This is a genomic window from Nocardioides sp. DN36, from assembly GCF_055380375.1.
In genome coordinates, this window is the sequence record NZ_AP043823.1 from 2737194 (window position 1) to 2751841 (window position 14648).

General features: G+C 70.0%; 14 protein-coding genes. 7 read left to right on the forward strand and 7 right to left on the reverse strand.

Annotation, left to right across the window (positions count from 1 at the left end; all coding sequences use genetic code 11):
• Nucleotides 1-15: 15 nt before the first annotated feature.
• The 3 genes from ACZ43H_RS14020 to pilM are packed head-to-tail and all read right to left on the reverse strand — an operon-like array spanning nucleotide 16 to nucleotide 2560.
• Nucleotides 16-654: a hypothetical protein gene (locus ACZ43H_RS14020; RefSeq protein ID WP_464583730.1), complete on the reverse strand. Its 639-nt coding sequence runs from the start codon at nucleotides 652-654 to the stop codon at nucleotides 16-18.
• On the reverse strand, nucleotides 654-1436 hold the full coding sequence (locus ACZ43H_RS14025) for a hypothetical protein (protein WP_464583732.1): 783 nt from the start codon (nucleotides 1434-1436) through the stop codon (nucleotides 654-656). Before ACZ43H_RS14025 ends, ACZ43H_RS14020 begins: the two co-directional genes overlap by 1 nt.
• Nucleotides 1433-2560, reverse strand: a complete 1128-nt coding sequence (gene pilM, locus ACZ43H_RS14030) for a type IV pilus assembly protein PilM (RefSeq protein WP_464583734.1) — start codon at nucleotides 2558-2560, stop codon at nucleotides 1433-1435. The genes ACZ43H_RS14025 and pilM overlap by 4 nt, the downstream gene beginning before the upstream one ends.
• Before the next feature lie 196 nt (nucleotides 2561-2756).
• On the opposite strand from pilM, the gene ACZ43H_RS14035 reads away from it, so the two are divergent.
• From ACZ43H_RS14035 to ACZ43H_RS14060, 6 genes are all read left to right on the forward strand, one after another.
• Nucleotides 2757-3857 carry a type IV pilus twitching motility protein PilT gene (locus ACZ43H_RS14035; RefSeq protein WP_464583736.1) on the forward strand — a complete coding sequence of 367 codons (1101 nt, stop codon included), beginning with the start codon at nucleotides 2757-2759 and terminating at the stop codon, nucleotides 3855-3857.
• Nucleotides 3858-3862: 5 nt separating this feature from the next.
• Nucleotides 3863-4378 (forward strand): RsiG family protein, encoded by a 516-nt coding sequence (locus ACZ43H_RS14040; protein WP_464583738.1) that lies wholly within the window; start codon nucleotides 3863-3865, stop codon nucleotides 4376-4378.
• 2 nt (nucleotides 4379-4380) lie between these two features.
• Entirely contained in the window at nucleotides 4381-6066 is a 1686-nt protein-coding gene (locus ACZ43H_RS14045) for a GspE/PulE family protein (RefSeq protein WP_464583740.1), read from the forward strand.
• 53 nt (nucleotides 6067-6119) lie between these two features.
• A complete protein-coding gene (locus tag ACZ43H_RS14050; protein ID WP_464583742.1) occupies nucleotides 6120-6596 on the forward strand; it encodes a hypothetical protein in 477 nt (158 codons plus the stop codon).
• A 97-nt stretch (nucleotides 6597-6693) separates the two neighbouring features.
• Nucleotides 6694-8013, forward strand: coding sequence for a type IV pilus twitching motility protein PilT (locus ACZ43H_RS14055; RefSeq protein WP_464583744.1), 1320 nt, complete (start codon nucleotides 6694-6696; stop codon nucleotides 8011-8013).
• A 37-nt stretch (nucleotides 8014-8050) separates the two neighbouring features.
• The gene (locus tag ACZ43H_RS14060; RefSeq protein ID WP_464583746.1) at nucleotides 8051-9274 is read left to right on the forward strand and encodes a type II secretion system F family protein; all 1224 of its coding nucleotides are present in this window, start codon (nucleotides 8051-8053) and stop codon (nucleotides 9272-9274) included.
• 220 nt (nucleotides 9275-9494) lie between these two features.
• On the opposite strand, the gene ACZ43H_RS14065 is transcribed toward ACZ43H_RS14060, so the two are convergent.
• From ACZ43H_RS14065 to ACZ43H_RS14080, 4 genes are all read right to left on the reverse strand, one after another.
• Nucleotides 9495-10817, reverse strand: a complete 1323-nt coding sequence (locus tag ACZ43H_RS14065) for a hypothetical protein (protein ID WP_464583748.1) — start codon at nucleotides 10815-10817, stop codon at nucleotides 9495-9497.
• 72 nt (nucleotides 10818-10889) lie between these two features.
• Nucleotides 10890-11594 carry a PilW family protein gene (locus tag ACZ43H_RS14070; RefSeq protein WP_464583750.1) on the reverse strand — a complete coding sequence of 235 codons (705 nt, stop codon included), beginning with the start codon at nucleotides 11592-11594 and terminating at the stop codon, nucleotides 10890-10892.
• Nucleotides 11591-13336: a type II secretion system protein gene (locus ACZ43H_RS14075; RefSeq protein ID WP_464583752.1), complete on the reverse strand. Its 1746-nt coding sequence runs from the start codon at nucleotides 13334-13336 to the stop codon at nucleotides 11591-11593. The genes ACZ43H_RS14070 and ACZ43H_RS14075 overlap by 4 nt, the downstream gene beginning before the upstream one ends.
• The gene (locus tag ACZ43H_RS14080) at nucleotides 13320-13802 is read right to left on the reverse strand and encodes a GspH/FimT family pseudopilin (RefSeq protein WP_464583754.1); all 483 of its coding nucleotides are present in this window, start codon (nucleotides 13800-13802) and stop codon (nucleotides 13320-13322) included. The genes ACZ43H_RS14075 and ACZ43H_RS14080 overlap by 17 nt, the downstream gene beginning before the upstream one ends.
• Before the next feature lie 263 nt (nucleotides 13803-14065).
• On the opposite strand from ACZ43H_RS14080, the gene ACZ43H_RS14085 reads away from it, so the two are divergent.
• Nucleotides 14066-14554, forward strand: a complete 489-nt coding sequence (locus ACZ43H_RS14085; RefSeq protein WP_464583756.1) for a prepilin-type N-terminal cleavage/methylation domain-containing protein — start codon at nucleotides 14066-14068, stop codon at nucleotides 14552-14554.
• Nucleotides 14555-14648: the final 94 nt, after the last annotated feature.

Genomic DNA, 14648 nt, shown 5'->3' on the forward strand with positions numbered 1-14648 from the left:
ATGTGTTTCCCCCGGTCAGTTCTGGGTCGTCGCGTTCATGTTGATCGTCTTGCCGGGGTCGACGACCGGCGGCATGACGAACATCTGGCCCGCGATGGTGGTGGTGAACCCACCGTCGGTCCCGCCCCCGGAGAGGCTGACCGAGTCGATCAGGTAGGCGCGTGGCATCTGTTCGAGGTTCTCCAGCAGCTGCAGCGTCTGGTCGTAGCTGCCGGTGACCGAGACCGAGACGGTCTGGCTGGCCAGCTGCCCGGATCCCGGGGTCGGCGTGGCGGTGACGCCGGCGCCGGCGCCCGCACCGATCACCGGCGGGGTGGGCGCCAGGGTGGTCACGCCGTTGGGGCCGATGCCGGCGTCCACGGCCGCGGCCGTGACCTCCCGGAACAGGCCCGGCTGGTCAGCGGTGGGCGGGAACTTCGTGGCCAGCGCGCGGGCGGTACGCCGCGTCGCGGCGACCTCGCCCCGCTGCTGTTCCAGCTGGGACAGCTGCTGGGTCAGCACGGCGTTCTGCTGGCGCGCCGAGTCGACCTGGAGGCGGGTGTCGGCGAGCGTGCTGGTCTCGGGGCCGATGACCGCGACCCAGCTGACCGCACCGAGCGCCAGGAGCGCGAGGGCGCCGACAGCCTTGGTCGCGTTGGGGGTGCTGAGGTCCATCAGGACGCACCCCCGTCCGTCGTCGCGGGGGCGGCCGGGGCAGCCGGATCGGCAGGGGCGGCCGGGTCGGTCGAAGCGGTGGTGTCGGCCGGCGCGTAGCGGTTGCTGAAGAGCTTCTCGGACAGCCCCACCGAGCCGCTGAAGGTCACGGTCGAGGTGTCCCCGGCGGTCGTGGTCGAGATGAAGGGCTCCACGAACAGGCCCATGCTGCCCAGGTTGGTCACCAGCTCCCCCACCTCGGCGCGGCTGACGGCGGTGCCGGACAGCGTCACGCAGCCGATGATCGTCTCGGTCTTGAACGGGTCGGGTCCCGGGCATACCGAGGAGCCGACGGGCGTCGTACCGGCGGCGGGTGCGGGGGCCGTGCCCGCCGCAGCCGCGAGCGTCACGGCGATCGACTGGAGCGTCGTGCCGGACGGGCTGGCCTCCCGGATCCCGGCGAGCACCTTGGAGAAGTAGATCTCCCGCGCCATGGTCGTGGCGACGGTCTGCTTCTGCGCGGCGACGCCGGTGACGAAGGTGCGGATGGTGGTCAGGGTCTGGGTCTGCGAGCTGAGCCGGTTGGTCTCGGCCTGCTCGACCGCGACCAGCTTCTCGGCCTCGGCGACCCGCTGGTGCTGGAGGAACCAGGCCGCCCCGGCGAGCAGCACCATGACGACGCCTCCGGCGACGAAGCGCCGGCGCATCCGACGCACCGCCATCCGGTCGAACTCCGACTGGGACAGCAGGTTGACCCGCGGCAGCCCCGGTGCGGGGTGGTGGGCCGCGCCGCGCAGCTTCATCGCGCCGCTCCCGCGCAGAGCCCGGCCGCCACGGCCAGGGCGCCCTCGTCGTCGGCGTCGAAGCGCGCGCCGTGCGCCGCCTTCACGTGGGCCATCACGTCGTAGCGCTCCACAGGAACACCGACCTTCTCCTCGAGCAGCTCGCGGAGGCCGGCCAGGCGGGCGCCGGACCCGGCCAGCACCACCCGGGCCACCTCGGTCGGCGCGGCGGCCTCGCCGGCGGCCTCGATGGCCGAGGCGCGGTAGAAGTCGAGCGTGGTGCCGATCTCGCCGACCAGGTCGGTCGCGGCCCGGACCACGACCTGCTGGGCGGGGTGGTCGAGGCCGTCGTGGCGGGGCGCGACCGTGGCGCGCTGGGACTCGTCGAGACGGGCGTGGCCGGGGAGGCCGACGAAGACCTTGGTGCGCTCGGCGTCGTCCCAGGTCCACTGGTAGCGCTGGGCCACCGCCTGGGTGATCGAGTCGCCCCCCACGCCCGGGATGATGCGCACGTAGCGCGGCACGCCGCCGGCGTGCACGACGACCGAGACCACGTCGGAGCCGATGTCGACGATCGCCTCGGCCTCGCCGGCCGGGTCGAGGCCACCGGGCGTCCGGGCCCGGACCAGCGCGAAGGGCAGCAGGTCGACGCCCCGGGTGCGCAGGCCCGCCCCGCGGACCGCGTCCACGAAGGGGTCCACGACCTCGCGGGCCGCGGCGACCAGCAGGATCCGGGCCACGCGACGCGGGTCCTCGTTGCCCTCGGCCAGCTCCAGCTCGTCGAGCAGGTGGTAGTCGAGGTTGGCGTCGTCGACCGGCATCGGCAGCGCGTCCTGCACCTGGTAGCGCAGCGCCTGCCGGAAGTCCGCGGGCGGCATCCAGTCCAGCACCATCTGCCGGACCATCACCCCGGAGTTGGCGATCGCCAGGCTCACCTCCTTGGAGCCGAACCGGCCCTTGGACCACAGCTCCTTGAGCGCCGCGGTCAGGGCCTCGCCGTCGACGACGATGCCCGAGCGCACGACGCCGGGAGCCAGCGGGACCGAGGCGAAGCGGCGCAGGGTCGACCGGCGTCGTCCGGGGACGAGCTCGGCTGCGCGGACACCGGTGCTGCCGATGTCCAGTCCGACCAGGGTGCGTGCCATCGAATCCTCGGAGTGGTGGTGGTGGACGGGTCGAACTGGTCATCGGCGACCGGGGCCCGTCACTTGACGGGCGGCCCCGGATTTCCCGTCACGAGGTTCTCGGGCCGCGGTCTACAGAAGGGGGCCTCCCCGACCGATACAGAGGAGGACCGAGATCCCCCGCCGCACCGTCGACCGCCGACCGAGAGGCCCCCCGTTGACGCTCCAGATCGCTCCGTTCCTGCAGGCCGTCGTGGTCAACCACGGCTCGGACCTGCACATCAAGGTGGGCGGGCCGCCGCGCGTTCGGATCTCCGGCACCCTGGTCCCTCTGCAGGCCGACCCCCTGACCGCCGACAGCGCCGAGGCACTGATCCGCGAGACCATGCCCCCGGACGTGGCCGCGCAGTTCGCCGCGACCAACGAGGCCGACTACGCGCTGTCCGTGCCGGGGATCGGACGCTTCCGCGTCAACGCCTTCCGCTCGCGCGGCACCGCCGGCTGCGTGCTCCGGCTGGTGCGCCACAACCCCATGTCGCTCGCCGAGCTCGAGCTCCCCGACGTGATCCGCCAGCTGGCCCTCGAGCCGCGCGGACTGGTCCTGGTGACCGGCCCCACCGGCTCGGGCAAGACCACGACCCTCTCGGCGATGGTCGACGAGATCAACGAGTCCCGGGCCGTGCACATCCTCACCATCGAGGACCCGATCGAGGTGGTGCACAGCGACAAGCTCGCCAGCGTCACCCAGCGCGAGCTCGGCACGGACACCGCCGACTGGTCGGTGGCCATGCGGGCCGCGATGCGTCAGGACCCCGACGTCATCCTCATCGGCGAGATGCGCGACGTCGACACCGTCAAGGCGGCCCTGTCGGCCGCGGAGACCGGTCACTTCGTGATGTCGACGCTGCACACCACCGACGCCAAGGAGACGGTCAACCGGGTGATCGACTTCTTCCCGCCGCACGAGCAGAAGCAGGTACGCCTCGGGCTGGCGACGTCGCTGCGCGGCATCGTCTGCCAGCGGCTGGTCCCCCGCGCCGACGGCGTCGGCCGGGCGGTCGCGATGGAGATCGCGGTCAACGGTCCGCGGCTGGCCGAGGCGATCGCCGAGCCGGACAAGACCGACACGATCGACGACATCATCGCCGCCGGCGGCTACTCCGGGACCCAGACCTTCGACCAGCACCTGGTCCGGCTGGTGCTCGACGGGACCGTTTCGGTGCGCGACGCGAAGCTCGTGAGCTCCAACACCCACGACATCTCCGTCATGCTGAAGCGTGCAGGGGTCGACCCCCTGCTCGTCGACGAACGGGTGTGATGAAGATGAGTCCGCAGATCTCGGGCGACGGCCGTCGCCGCTCGGTCACCTCCACGGTGCCCTCCGCCGAGCTCGCCTCGCTCGATCTCGAGCAGCTCCGGGGCTACCGGCACCGGCTCGAGGCCGAGGAGGAGAAGGTGTCCTACTGGCGCCGCCTGGTGCACGCCCGCATCGATGTCCTGGACGCGGAGTCCGGGACCGCCGTCCCGCTCAGCGTGGACGACCTGGTGCGGGTGCTCGGCGACACCGGGTCGGGGCAGACCCGGCGCGCCCTCGTCAGCTTCCGCGCGGCCGACCCGCTGCCGGACCTGCCGGTGCTCAGCGAGATGTGGGTGACCGAGGTCGACCCGCACGACGAGGACCAGGTCGCGGACGCCCAGCAGCGGCTGCGCACCGCCGAGCAGCAGCTCACGGCGTACCGCCGCGCCCTCCACGAACGCATCGACGAGGCCACTCGGGAGCTCATCCTGCGCTACCGCGACAACCCGGTCGCCGCGCTGTCCGTGATCCCCCAGGAGTGACCGTGCAAGCCCAAGCCTCCCGCGAGACCGTCAACGCCCTGCTCGACGCGGGGCTCCTCACCACCGAGCAGGTCGACGCGGCCGCCCTCGTGGCGCCGCAGCGCGCCCGCAGCGTCCTCGAGGTGCTGCTCGAGGACGGCACCGTCGACCGCACCGACGTGGTGCGCACGGCAGCGGCCAAGGCGGGGCTGGAGTACGTCGAGCTCACCGAGTACACCGTGGACATGGGCGCGGCGGCGCTGCTGCCCGGTGAGTTCGCGCGCCGGGCCAGCGTGCTGCCGCTGCGGATGGAGCACGGCGAGCTGGTCGTGGCCGTGGGCCTGCGGCAGGCGGGCAACATCGAGCTCAAGGACGACCTCGGCCGGGTCACCGGGCGCCGGGTGCGCTTCGCCATCGCCAACCGCGCGGAGATCGAGACCAAGATCAACCAGGTCTACCGGGCCGAGGGCGAGCTGCACGACCTCACCTCCGACCTGACCGCCGACGAGGAGACCGAGGACCTCGCGAACTTCACCGAGGTGTCCGACGAGGCACCCGTCGTCCGGTTCGTGAACCTGCTCATCACCCAGGCGATCTCCGACCGGGCCTCCGACATCCACATCGAGCCGACCGAGCGGGACCTGCGGGTGCGCTACCGGATCGACGGCGTGCTCAAGGACGCCCACCGGTCGCCGAAGAACATCCAGAACGGCGTGATCTCGCGGCTCAAGATCATGGCGGACATGAACATCGCCGAGCGGCGGGTCCCCCAGGACGGCCGCATGTCCGTCAACCACCAGGGTCGCCGCATCGACCTGCGCGTCGCGACGCTGCCGACCGTGTGGGGCGAGAAGGTCGTCGCGCGAATCCTCGACAACACCAACACCCAGCTCGCGCTGCAGGACCTCGGCTTCAGCGAGGACAACTTCCGGCGCTTCTCGGAGTCCTACTCCAAGCCCTACGGGATGATCCTGGCCACCGGCCCGACCGGGTCGGGCAAGTCGACCACTCTCTACGCGACGCTGAACCAGCTGAACCGGCCCGACGTCAACGTGATCACCGTCGAGGACCCGGTGGAGTACCGCCTCGCCGGCATCAACCAGGTGCAGACCAACACCAAGGCCGGCCTGACCTTCGCCTCGGCGCTGCGCTCGATCCTGCGGTCCGACCCCGACATCGTGCTGATCGGTGAGATCCGCGACCACGAGACCGCCCAGATCGCCGTGGAGGCCGCGCTCACCGGCCACCTCGTGCTCTCGACCCTGCACACCAACGACGCACCCTCGGCGGTCACCCGGCTCGTGGAGATGGGGATCGAGCCGTTCCTCGTCGGCTCCGCGCTCGACGTGGTGCTCGCCCAGCGCCTGTGCCGGTCGCTGTGCAGCCGGTGCAAGGTCGCCTACACCCCGGAGCCGGCCGACCTGCTCCGGGTCGGCTACCCGTGGCAGGAGGGCGAGCCGCTGCCGACGCTGCACCGGCCCGTCGGATGCTCCGCGTGCTCGAAGACCGGCTACCGCGGGCGGCTGGCCCTGCACGAGGTGATGAGCGTGACCGAGGAGATCTCCCGGCTCACCGTCGCCCGTGCGTCCACCGACGACATCACCCGGGCCGCCATGGCGCAGGGCATGTCGGAGCTCAAGCACGACGGCTGGCTGAAGGTCGCCCAGGGGCGGACCTCCATCGAGGAAGTCCTGCGCGTCGTCGCCTAGCTCCACCCGATCCCCCTTCCACTGCCGCCCCACCACACGAGGTGCCTGTACCGATGCCCCTTCACCCTGCCCGACCCCGGGTTCGTCGCCTGTCCGCGGCTGCCGCCGTGCTCGCGGCGGCGGCGACCCTGACCGCCTGCGGCAGCGACGACGGCGCCGAGCACGCGAAGCAGGCTCCGACCTCACACCGGCAGCTGAAGATCAACGCCGAGCTGAAGTCCGCCGCGAAGAACATGGCGACGCTCGAGGAGACCTACTACGTCGACCACCTGAGCTACACCGACGACGGTGCCGCCCTGGCGGGAAGCGGCCAGCTGCGGTTCGCCAAGGCGACCGAGCTGGCGGTGTCCGTCGACGGGGCCGGGGAACGCTACTGCATCCGGGCCTGGTCGCGGGTCGGGGAGGTGGACACCCCCGAGAAGGGTTTCATCTTCTCCTCGGACGGCGGCGGGCTGCGCGATCCCGGCGAGGTCGCCGGGTGGTGTGCGGAGACGACGGCGGACGACTTCGTCGAGTTCGTCGGCTCCTGACCGCGACCCACGGGCCCTGGCTCAAGTCCGGGCGCCGCGCAGCCGATGAACAGGGTGGCCACACCCTCGACCTGCGCCCGCTCGGAGGAGCACCCCCGTGAACGAAGTACTCAAGAACGGCTTCGGCCTCTCGTTCGCCGGCACGTCCGCGCCGACCGCCCCGGCTGCCCCTGCCACACCGGCCGCACCCCCCGTGGCGGCGCCGGTCGCTGCGCCGGTACAGACCGCGCCGCAGCCGGTCCAGCCCTCGCAGCCGGCGTACGCACCCCCGGCGCCGACCGCCCAACCGACGCACCCTTCCCCGGACGGCGGTCTCGGCCAGCGCGGCCTGGTGCTCGACGAGCTGCTGATCCAGGTGCTGCGCATGAAGGGCTCCGACCTGCACCTGACCTCGAACGCGCCGCCGACCGTGCGCGTGCGCGGCGAGATGGAGCCGATCCCCGGCTTCCCCGCGCTCGACGCCGAGCAGCTGCGCAGCGTGATGTACGGCGTGATGACCGAGCGCCAGCGCAAGGTGTTCGAGGAGGAGCTCGAGCTCGACTTCGCGTACGCCGTGCCGGGCCACGCGCGCTTCCGCGTGAACGTCTTCCAGCAGCGCGAGGCGCTCGGTGCGGTGATGCGCGTGATCCCGTGGGAGATCGTGCCGCTGGAGGACCTGGGCATGCCCGAGGTCCTCGGCACCTTCGCCGGTCTCCCCCGCGGCCTGGTCCTGGTCACCGGCCCCACCGGCTCGGGCAAGTCGACGACCCTCGCGGCCATCATCGACAAGATCAACCGCTCCCGTCGCGGCCACATCATGACCATCGAGGACCCGATCGAGTTCCTCCACGAGCACCGCGGCTGCCTGGTCAACCAGCGCGAGGTCGGCGGCGACACCCACGGGTTCCGCGCGGCCCTCAAGCACGCGCTGCGCCAGGACCCCGACGTGATCCTCGTCGGCGAGCTCCGCGACCTCGAGACGATCTCGGTCGCCCTGACCGCGGCCGAGACCGGCCACCTCGTCCTGGCGACGCTGCACACGCAGTCGGCCCAGGACACCATCACCCGCGTGGTCGACGTGTTCCCCTCCGACCAGCAGCAGCAGGTCCGCACCCAGCTGGCCGCGACGCTGCAGGGCGTCGTCTGCCAGACCCTGGTGAAGACCGCGGACGGCCTGGGCCGGGCCGCCGCCGTCGAGGTGATGGTCTGCAACACCGGCATCCGGGCGATGATCCGCGACGACAAGCTGCAGCAGATCCAGGGCGCGCTGCAGGCCGGCGCCAAGGACGGGATGCAGACGCTGAACGCCCACCTCGCGGCGCTGGTGCGCGCGGGCCGGATCACCCACGCCGCGGGCCTCGAGGCCTGCACGAACCGCGCCGACTTCGAGACCCTGGCCGGCTCGACCGCCCAGCGCGCCACCCCGAGCTGGCAGTGACCGCCCGCTCGCTCGACCACCGCCCCAGGAGACACCCGTGAGCACGACCGCGACGCAGTACGCCTACAAGGTCCGCGACGCCTCGGGGAAGTTCGCCGAGGGCAAGGTCGAGGCCGCCTCCGAGGCGGCGGTCGCCGACAAGCTCCGGGCGATGGGCTACGTCCCGCTCGAGGTGAAGCCGGCGAACGTCGGCATGCAGCGCGAGATCAGCCTCGGACGCAAGAAGCGGGTCAAGACCAAGGATCTCGCGGTCTTCTCGCGGCAGTTCTCGACGATGATCAACGCCGGCCTGACGATGATCCGGGCGCTGACGATCATGGCCGACCAGTCGGACAACCCCGAGCTGCGCCGCATCCTGCGCGCGGTCAAGCAGGACGTCGAGGCCGGTCTGAGCCTGTCGGCGTCGTTCGCGAAGTTCCCCGAGTCCTTCCCGCCGCTGATGATCAACATGACCAAGGCCGGCGAGGCCGGCGGCTTCCTGGACGGCGCGATGCGCCAGATCGCCGACAACTTCGAGGCCGAGGTCAAGCTGCGCGGCAAGATCAAGGCCGCGCTCACCTACCCGGTCGTGGTCTTCATCCTCGCGATCCTGATGTGCATCGCGATGCTGATCTTCGTGGTCCCCGTCTTCTCGAAGATGTTCGAGGACCTCGGCGGCGAGCTCCCGCTGCCGACCAAGATCCTGGTGATGTTGTCGGGGGCGATGAAGTTCCTGCTGCCGATCGGTGTGGTCTCGTTCATCGCGTTGGTGGCCTGGTGGCGCAAGTTCGGCCGCAGCGAGCGGGTGCGCAACGTCGTCGACCCCCTGAAGCTGCGGCTGCCGGTCTTCGGCAAGCTCTTCCAGAAGCTCGCGCTCACCCGCTTCTCCCGCAACCTCGGCACCCTGCTCTCCTCGGGAGTCCCGATCCTGCAGTCGATCGACATCGTCTCGGAGACCACCGGCTCGATCGTCATCTCGCGGGCACTCAAGCAGGTCCAGGAGTCCGTACGCCGCGGCGAGAGCGTCGCCGGCCCGCTGGCCGAGCACGAGGTCTTCCCGCCGATGGTCGTCCAGATGATCGCCTCCGGCGAAGAGGCCGGCGCCATCGACCAGATGCTCAACAAGATCGCGGAGTTCTACGACGAGGAGGTCGAGGCGATGACCGAGTCCCTCACCGCCCTCATCGAGCCGCTGATGATCGCCTTCCTGGGCGGTGTCGTCGGGTCGATGATCGTGGCGCTCTACATGCCGATCTTCAAGGTCTTCGACATGATCGGCTGAGCTTCCTGCTCGTCACGCAAGGGCGGCCCCCTCCGGTGGTCGGGCATGCCCCACGCTCCGGTGGTCGAGCAGCGAGCGTCGTCGAGACCACTCACGGAGGCGGCATTCCCGGTCCCGCAGGTCGAGCAGCGAGCGCAGGCGGGCGTCGTCGAGACACCTGTGACTGACGCCGCTCTGACTACTCGCCTCTGCTGCTGGCCGGTCCGTCGTCCCCGACGGATCAGCGATCGACCTCGCGGTAGTTGCGAGTCTCCATCGACGTGAGCGCCGGAGGGATGTTGTTCATGAAGCACTGGTCCATCCACATGTCCGCCGTGCCGGTGAGGTCGACGTTGTTGGCGTAGAGGGTCCCGGTGAACGTCGCAGTGCCGTTGGCCTTGGAGACGTTGCCGTACGGGTCGCCGGAGACCAGGAACACGGCTGCGGACAGCTTGCTGTTGGAGTTCATCCTGGCGTTGCCGCCCTCGATGATGACCATCAGCGACTGCGAGGGGCAGGTCGCCGGGTCGTGGTCACGGTTCCACGGGGAGACCGCGAGGTCGTTGAGGTCGACCGTCCCCCCGGGGTTCGTCGAGGTCAGGTCGAAGTACAGCAACGCGTCCGGACCGGAAGGCACCGTGAAGGTGGTGGACGTGTAGTAGGTGCCGTCGCTCTGCGCCGTCGCCTTCAGCTGGGCGAGCTGGGCGTCGGTGAACGGTCGACGCTTGGCCATGAACTTCGAGGCCATCGTGGCCTCGTCGATGTACGACGTCCTCGGGTAGTTGTAGGCGACGCTGTTGGTGTCGTTGAACTGAGCGAGGTTGCCGTAGACGGAGCGAGCCTTGTTGTAGCAGGTCGAGGTGGTGGGCAACGTCGCCCCGAGGCTGTCCTGGTCGTAGGGGTAGGTCGTGTTGCAGGGATCCGAGTCGTGGATGAGCTGGCCCGAGCAGGAGCCGTTGCCGTTCTTGGTCGAGATCAGACCGGAGGTGTGCACCGCGGCGGGGATGCCGTAGGCGACGTCGAGCCCGTCGAAGGCGATCTTGGAGCGCCCGGTCACGCAGCCGGTGGAGAAGATCGACTCGTGGTGGACTCCCGCGTTTCCGCCTCCGTCGACCGAGGCGGCCACGATGCCGAAGACAAACGGCAACGGGTTCACGTACACGTCCGTCGTCACGGTGCGGCCTGCCGGCCCGCCGGCCACGCCGGTCGCGGTGACCCGGTAGACGCCCGGCTTGTTGGCCGGGAAGGGTGCGATCGGCTTGATCCAGACGTTGTACGACTGGGCCGCCTTGCCGCCGATCGTGACCGTCGTCGGGCTGGCCGACTTCCCCCAGCTCGTGGCGCACGCGGCCGCTTGGGTGCCGTCGGAGTTCCAGCAGGCGTTGATCTTGCTCACGCCCTTGCGTCGCAGGTAGGTCACGGCCTGGGCGACACCCGCATCCGAGGCGTTCACCGCCGCACCGGCCTGCTGGGCGAGCCGGGCCGAGACCAGGTTGTTGGTGGCGATCACGCAGATGGTGAGGGTGAGCGCACTCACCAGCGCCATCACCAGCATGACGGTCATCAGGGCGACGCCTCGCTCGTCGCGCTGACGAGGACGGAGTCGGTGGAGAAGGCGGTTCACGGTCACCTCAGCTCAGCTCAGGGCAAGGTTCCGCAGGCTGACCTGCGTCTGGTAGGTCTGCTTGTGGGCGCCCTCGAGGACGCTGAGCGTGACGGCGACCAGGTCGATCCGGTCGATCTCGCCCGAGTCGAGGACGCTGTTGTGGTTGCCGCCCCCGCAGACCGTGTCCAGCTCGGTCCAGGAGGTGATCCCGTCGGGCGTGCCCGTGGGTGCACCCGCCGCGTCGGTGGTCTTGCAGCCGTCGTACTTCCACAGGGACGAGCGGAAGTCGAGTTGGAAGGCGCTGACCTCCTCCGAGAGGATCGGCCGGGTGACGGCGACGCCGCTCTCGTCGTTGGCTGTCAGGGTCAGCTTCTGGTTGGTCGAGTCGTAGCGGTAGGTCAGCACCTCGGGGTCTGCCGCGACGTCGTCGACCGTCCCGTTGCCGCTGAAGTCGACGCCGAAGGTGAAGGTCACGTCCCCGCCCGCCGCTGCCGGCAGGCTCACCGCGCGCAGCTCCTTGGCCTGCCGAAGCTCCCGGGTGAGGCGCTCGGTGGCGATCCGTGCCTGCTCGTTGATGTTCGTGAACTGGCGGGTGTCCTTGGCGGCACGACTGACCGAGGTGACCATCAGCATGACCATGCTCATGAGCAGGAAGAAGAGGCCCATTGCCACCAGGAGCTCGACCAGCGTGAAGCCGGCGTCGGGCGTGGGCTCGTCGTCCGTGGCGCTGGTCATCGGCTGTCCCCCACGTCGCAGGAGACCGTGCCCACGTCGATCGAGATCGTCGAGGTGGGGTCCGAGTCCCGGGTCGGCCGGGTGGTGATCGAAATGGCGCCCGGGAGGGTCGCCTGGGCCGTTGTGGTGCCGGTTGTCTTCCGCACCCCGCTGAGGGTCAGCGACCGCCACGAGGAGATGTAGTCACCGAGCGTGAGTCCCGAGGCGTCGACACTCGTGCCGAGGGGAAGTCCCGCGAGCGGGTCGACAGTGTTGCTGCTGCTCAGGGCAGGCGTCAGCGTCGTGTAGGAGGACCCGTTCCAGTACGAGATCGAGGCGGTGTAGGCCGCATCGGCGATGCCTGGTCCGGGCTTGGTGACCGAGCAGGACGCCCGGGCATTGTCGAGGGTGATCCGGACGACCCCCTTGGGGGCGAACGTCGTCGGGAACAGCCGCACCGCGTTGGACTGTGCCGTGGCACAGGCGGACACCGCAGACGAGGTGGCGTCGAGGAAGCCGGTGCCGGTCAGGTACGCCGGGACGGAGCCGGCCGTGGTCGCGCAGTTGCTGATCGGCAGCATGCTCCCGGGGGTGGTCGTGTCGAGGGAGACCATGGGCTTCGACGCGTCGAGCTTGAGTGCCGGAATCGTCGTGGTTGCGTTCGAGAAGCGGAAGCCGTCGCTGTTGGCGCCGGTCGGGATCATCGCCCGCACGGGCGCCGCGGCCGTCCCCGCGCGGGGCAAGCCGTTGGAGGCCAGGGCCGAGGCCTGGTCGACCGAGGTGTCGCCGAAGCACTGGTAGTTGCAGCCGCTGGTGGGGAAGCTGACGTTTCCGGCGTTCGCGGATGCCGCCGCCTGGTCGACGGGCGCCACGAAGTTCACCTGGGCGCCGTTGATCTGCTGACCGAGGGAGTTCCCCGCCGTGGCCGCCGAGGCGGTGGTCACCACGCGCGAGCCGGTGTAGAGCTCCCCCGACAGGTTGACCACACCGAGCTGCTCGAGCAGGGTCGTGTCGGCGTCGAGCGCGGAGGAGACCCGCACCGTGCTGCTCCTGGCCTCGGACGTGAGCAGCGGGGCGATCGGGTTCGCCTGCTCGACCTGACTGTAGGTCACCGTGTAGTGGACCCCGGACGCCGACTTGTAGAACACGGCAACCGTGACACCGATCTGTGTCGAGGGCGGGGTGTCCTTCACCGCGGTCTGCGAGGTGTAGTCGCTGGCGGGCGCCACCGCCGTCGGCGAGTCGCCGGCTGAGAGGAACTGGGTCGAGATCACCGTCGAGAAGACGCCCAGGCCCGGCGCGACGACGGGGTTGATGACGACGCGGTAGAGCTGGCCGGCGGGCTCCCAGACGCAGTGGGTCCCGGAGGCCCCGACGTACCCCGTCCAGTTGGTCGGCGGCAACGCGGTGAGCGTGGTCGTGGCGCAGCTGGGGATGACGGTCGCGGTCGCACCCGCAGCGCAGGGCGCGGTCACCCCCGGGGGACAACGGTCGCGGTAGTAGGTGTCCAGGACGTCCTTGTAGTCGCCGGCCGCACGTCCGACGTAGAACGGCATGTCGCGCATCTTCTCGAGCTGCGCCTGCGCGACACCCTTGGACTGGCTGATGTCACGGGCCACCGCGGTGCTGCGGAGCCCGCCGACGAGCAGCGGCGCGACAGCCGCCGCCAGGACCATGAAGATGCCGAGGGCGACGATCACCTCCACGAGCGTGAAGCCATCGGCGCGCGAGTCGCGCGCTTCAGGCTCAGGAGACGGAGACACGGCCGGTCAACCCTTCCACGTCGAGGGTGTAGGACTTGCTGGAGCCGGTCCTGGTGATCTTCAGCCCCCCGGGGGTCGCCGTGCCGGAAGCCTTGAAGGTGACTTCGGTGCTGGTCGCCGGCGCCACCGCGGTGAAGCTCACCGCGGTCAGCTGCAGCCGCGAGTCGCCGAGGTCGAACGGACCGTTGACCTTCACGTTTCCGGTCGGGGCGCAGGCGTAGCGGTAGACCGTGTAGGTGTTGGCGGTGGTGTCGAACTTGACGCAGAAGTTCTGGCCCTCGGTGACGGCGCGGACCTGGGTCTGGCGCATGAGCGTCTGCAGGTCCGTCGCGGCGCCCTTCTGCGCCTCGGCCACCGTCCAGCTCTTCCAGGCGCCGACGCCGAGCGCAGCGAGCAGGCCCACGAGACCGATCACGACCATGAGCTCGAGCAGCGTGAAGCCGCTGTCCCGAGGAGGCTGCGACATCGGTCCCCTCCGAATCGTCGATGCCGGACGCCCGATCGGGCAGGTCCCTTACTCGGTTGTCATCGGCACCGGTGGGGGTGGACTTGAGGCTCGCGGCGATCGTGCGCTCTAACCTCCGAAGAGGTCCGCGGAGATTCTTCGGCCGGGCCCTAAAGCGGGGTCGGCGGGCGACCGAAGTTCAGTCCGTCAGAAGCGTCAGGACCCCCGGCAGGCCGGTGCGGAACCGCGCAACCAGTCCTTACCTGTCTTCCAGGGGGAGAAACATGCTTGCTCGACTGCAGAAGTCGATGAAGGAGAAGGACCAGGGCTTCACCCTGATCGAGCTCCTGGTCGTCATCATCATCATCGGCATCCTCGCCGCCATCGCGATCCCCGTCTTCCTCAACCAGCGCAAGAAGGGCGTCGACGCGTCAATGAAGTCGGACCTTCGCAACGCCGCGACGGCCGCCGAGACGTACGCCACGGACTACCCGACCATGGCCGGATTCTTCAACACCGCCGCATCCACGCCTGAGACCATCGGGGCCACCAAGACGAACCTCGTCGCAGCTGGCTTCAAGCCCTCCTCGGGCAACACCGTCGAGGTCGCTGGCGGCCCTGCGGGCGGCTTCTGTGTGCGCGCGAAGAATGCCGGTTCGAGCGATAAGGACAAGTACCTCTCGTACGACAGCAGCGCTGGCGGCGTTCAGTCCGGGTTCTCGGCAAGTGGAACCTGTGCACTCTCGAGCCCTACGTGGACACAGATCAACTGATCGATCCCTGGGTCCGCTAGGAAACCAACGCGAGTCCACTGTCGGGGCACGTCTCTTGCCAGACCGCCTCACCGCGACTCGTCACAACAACGAA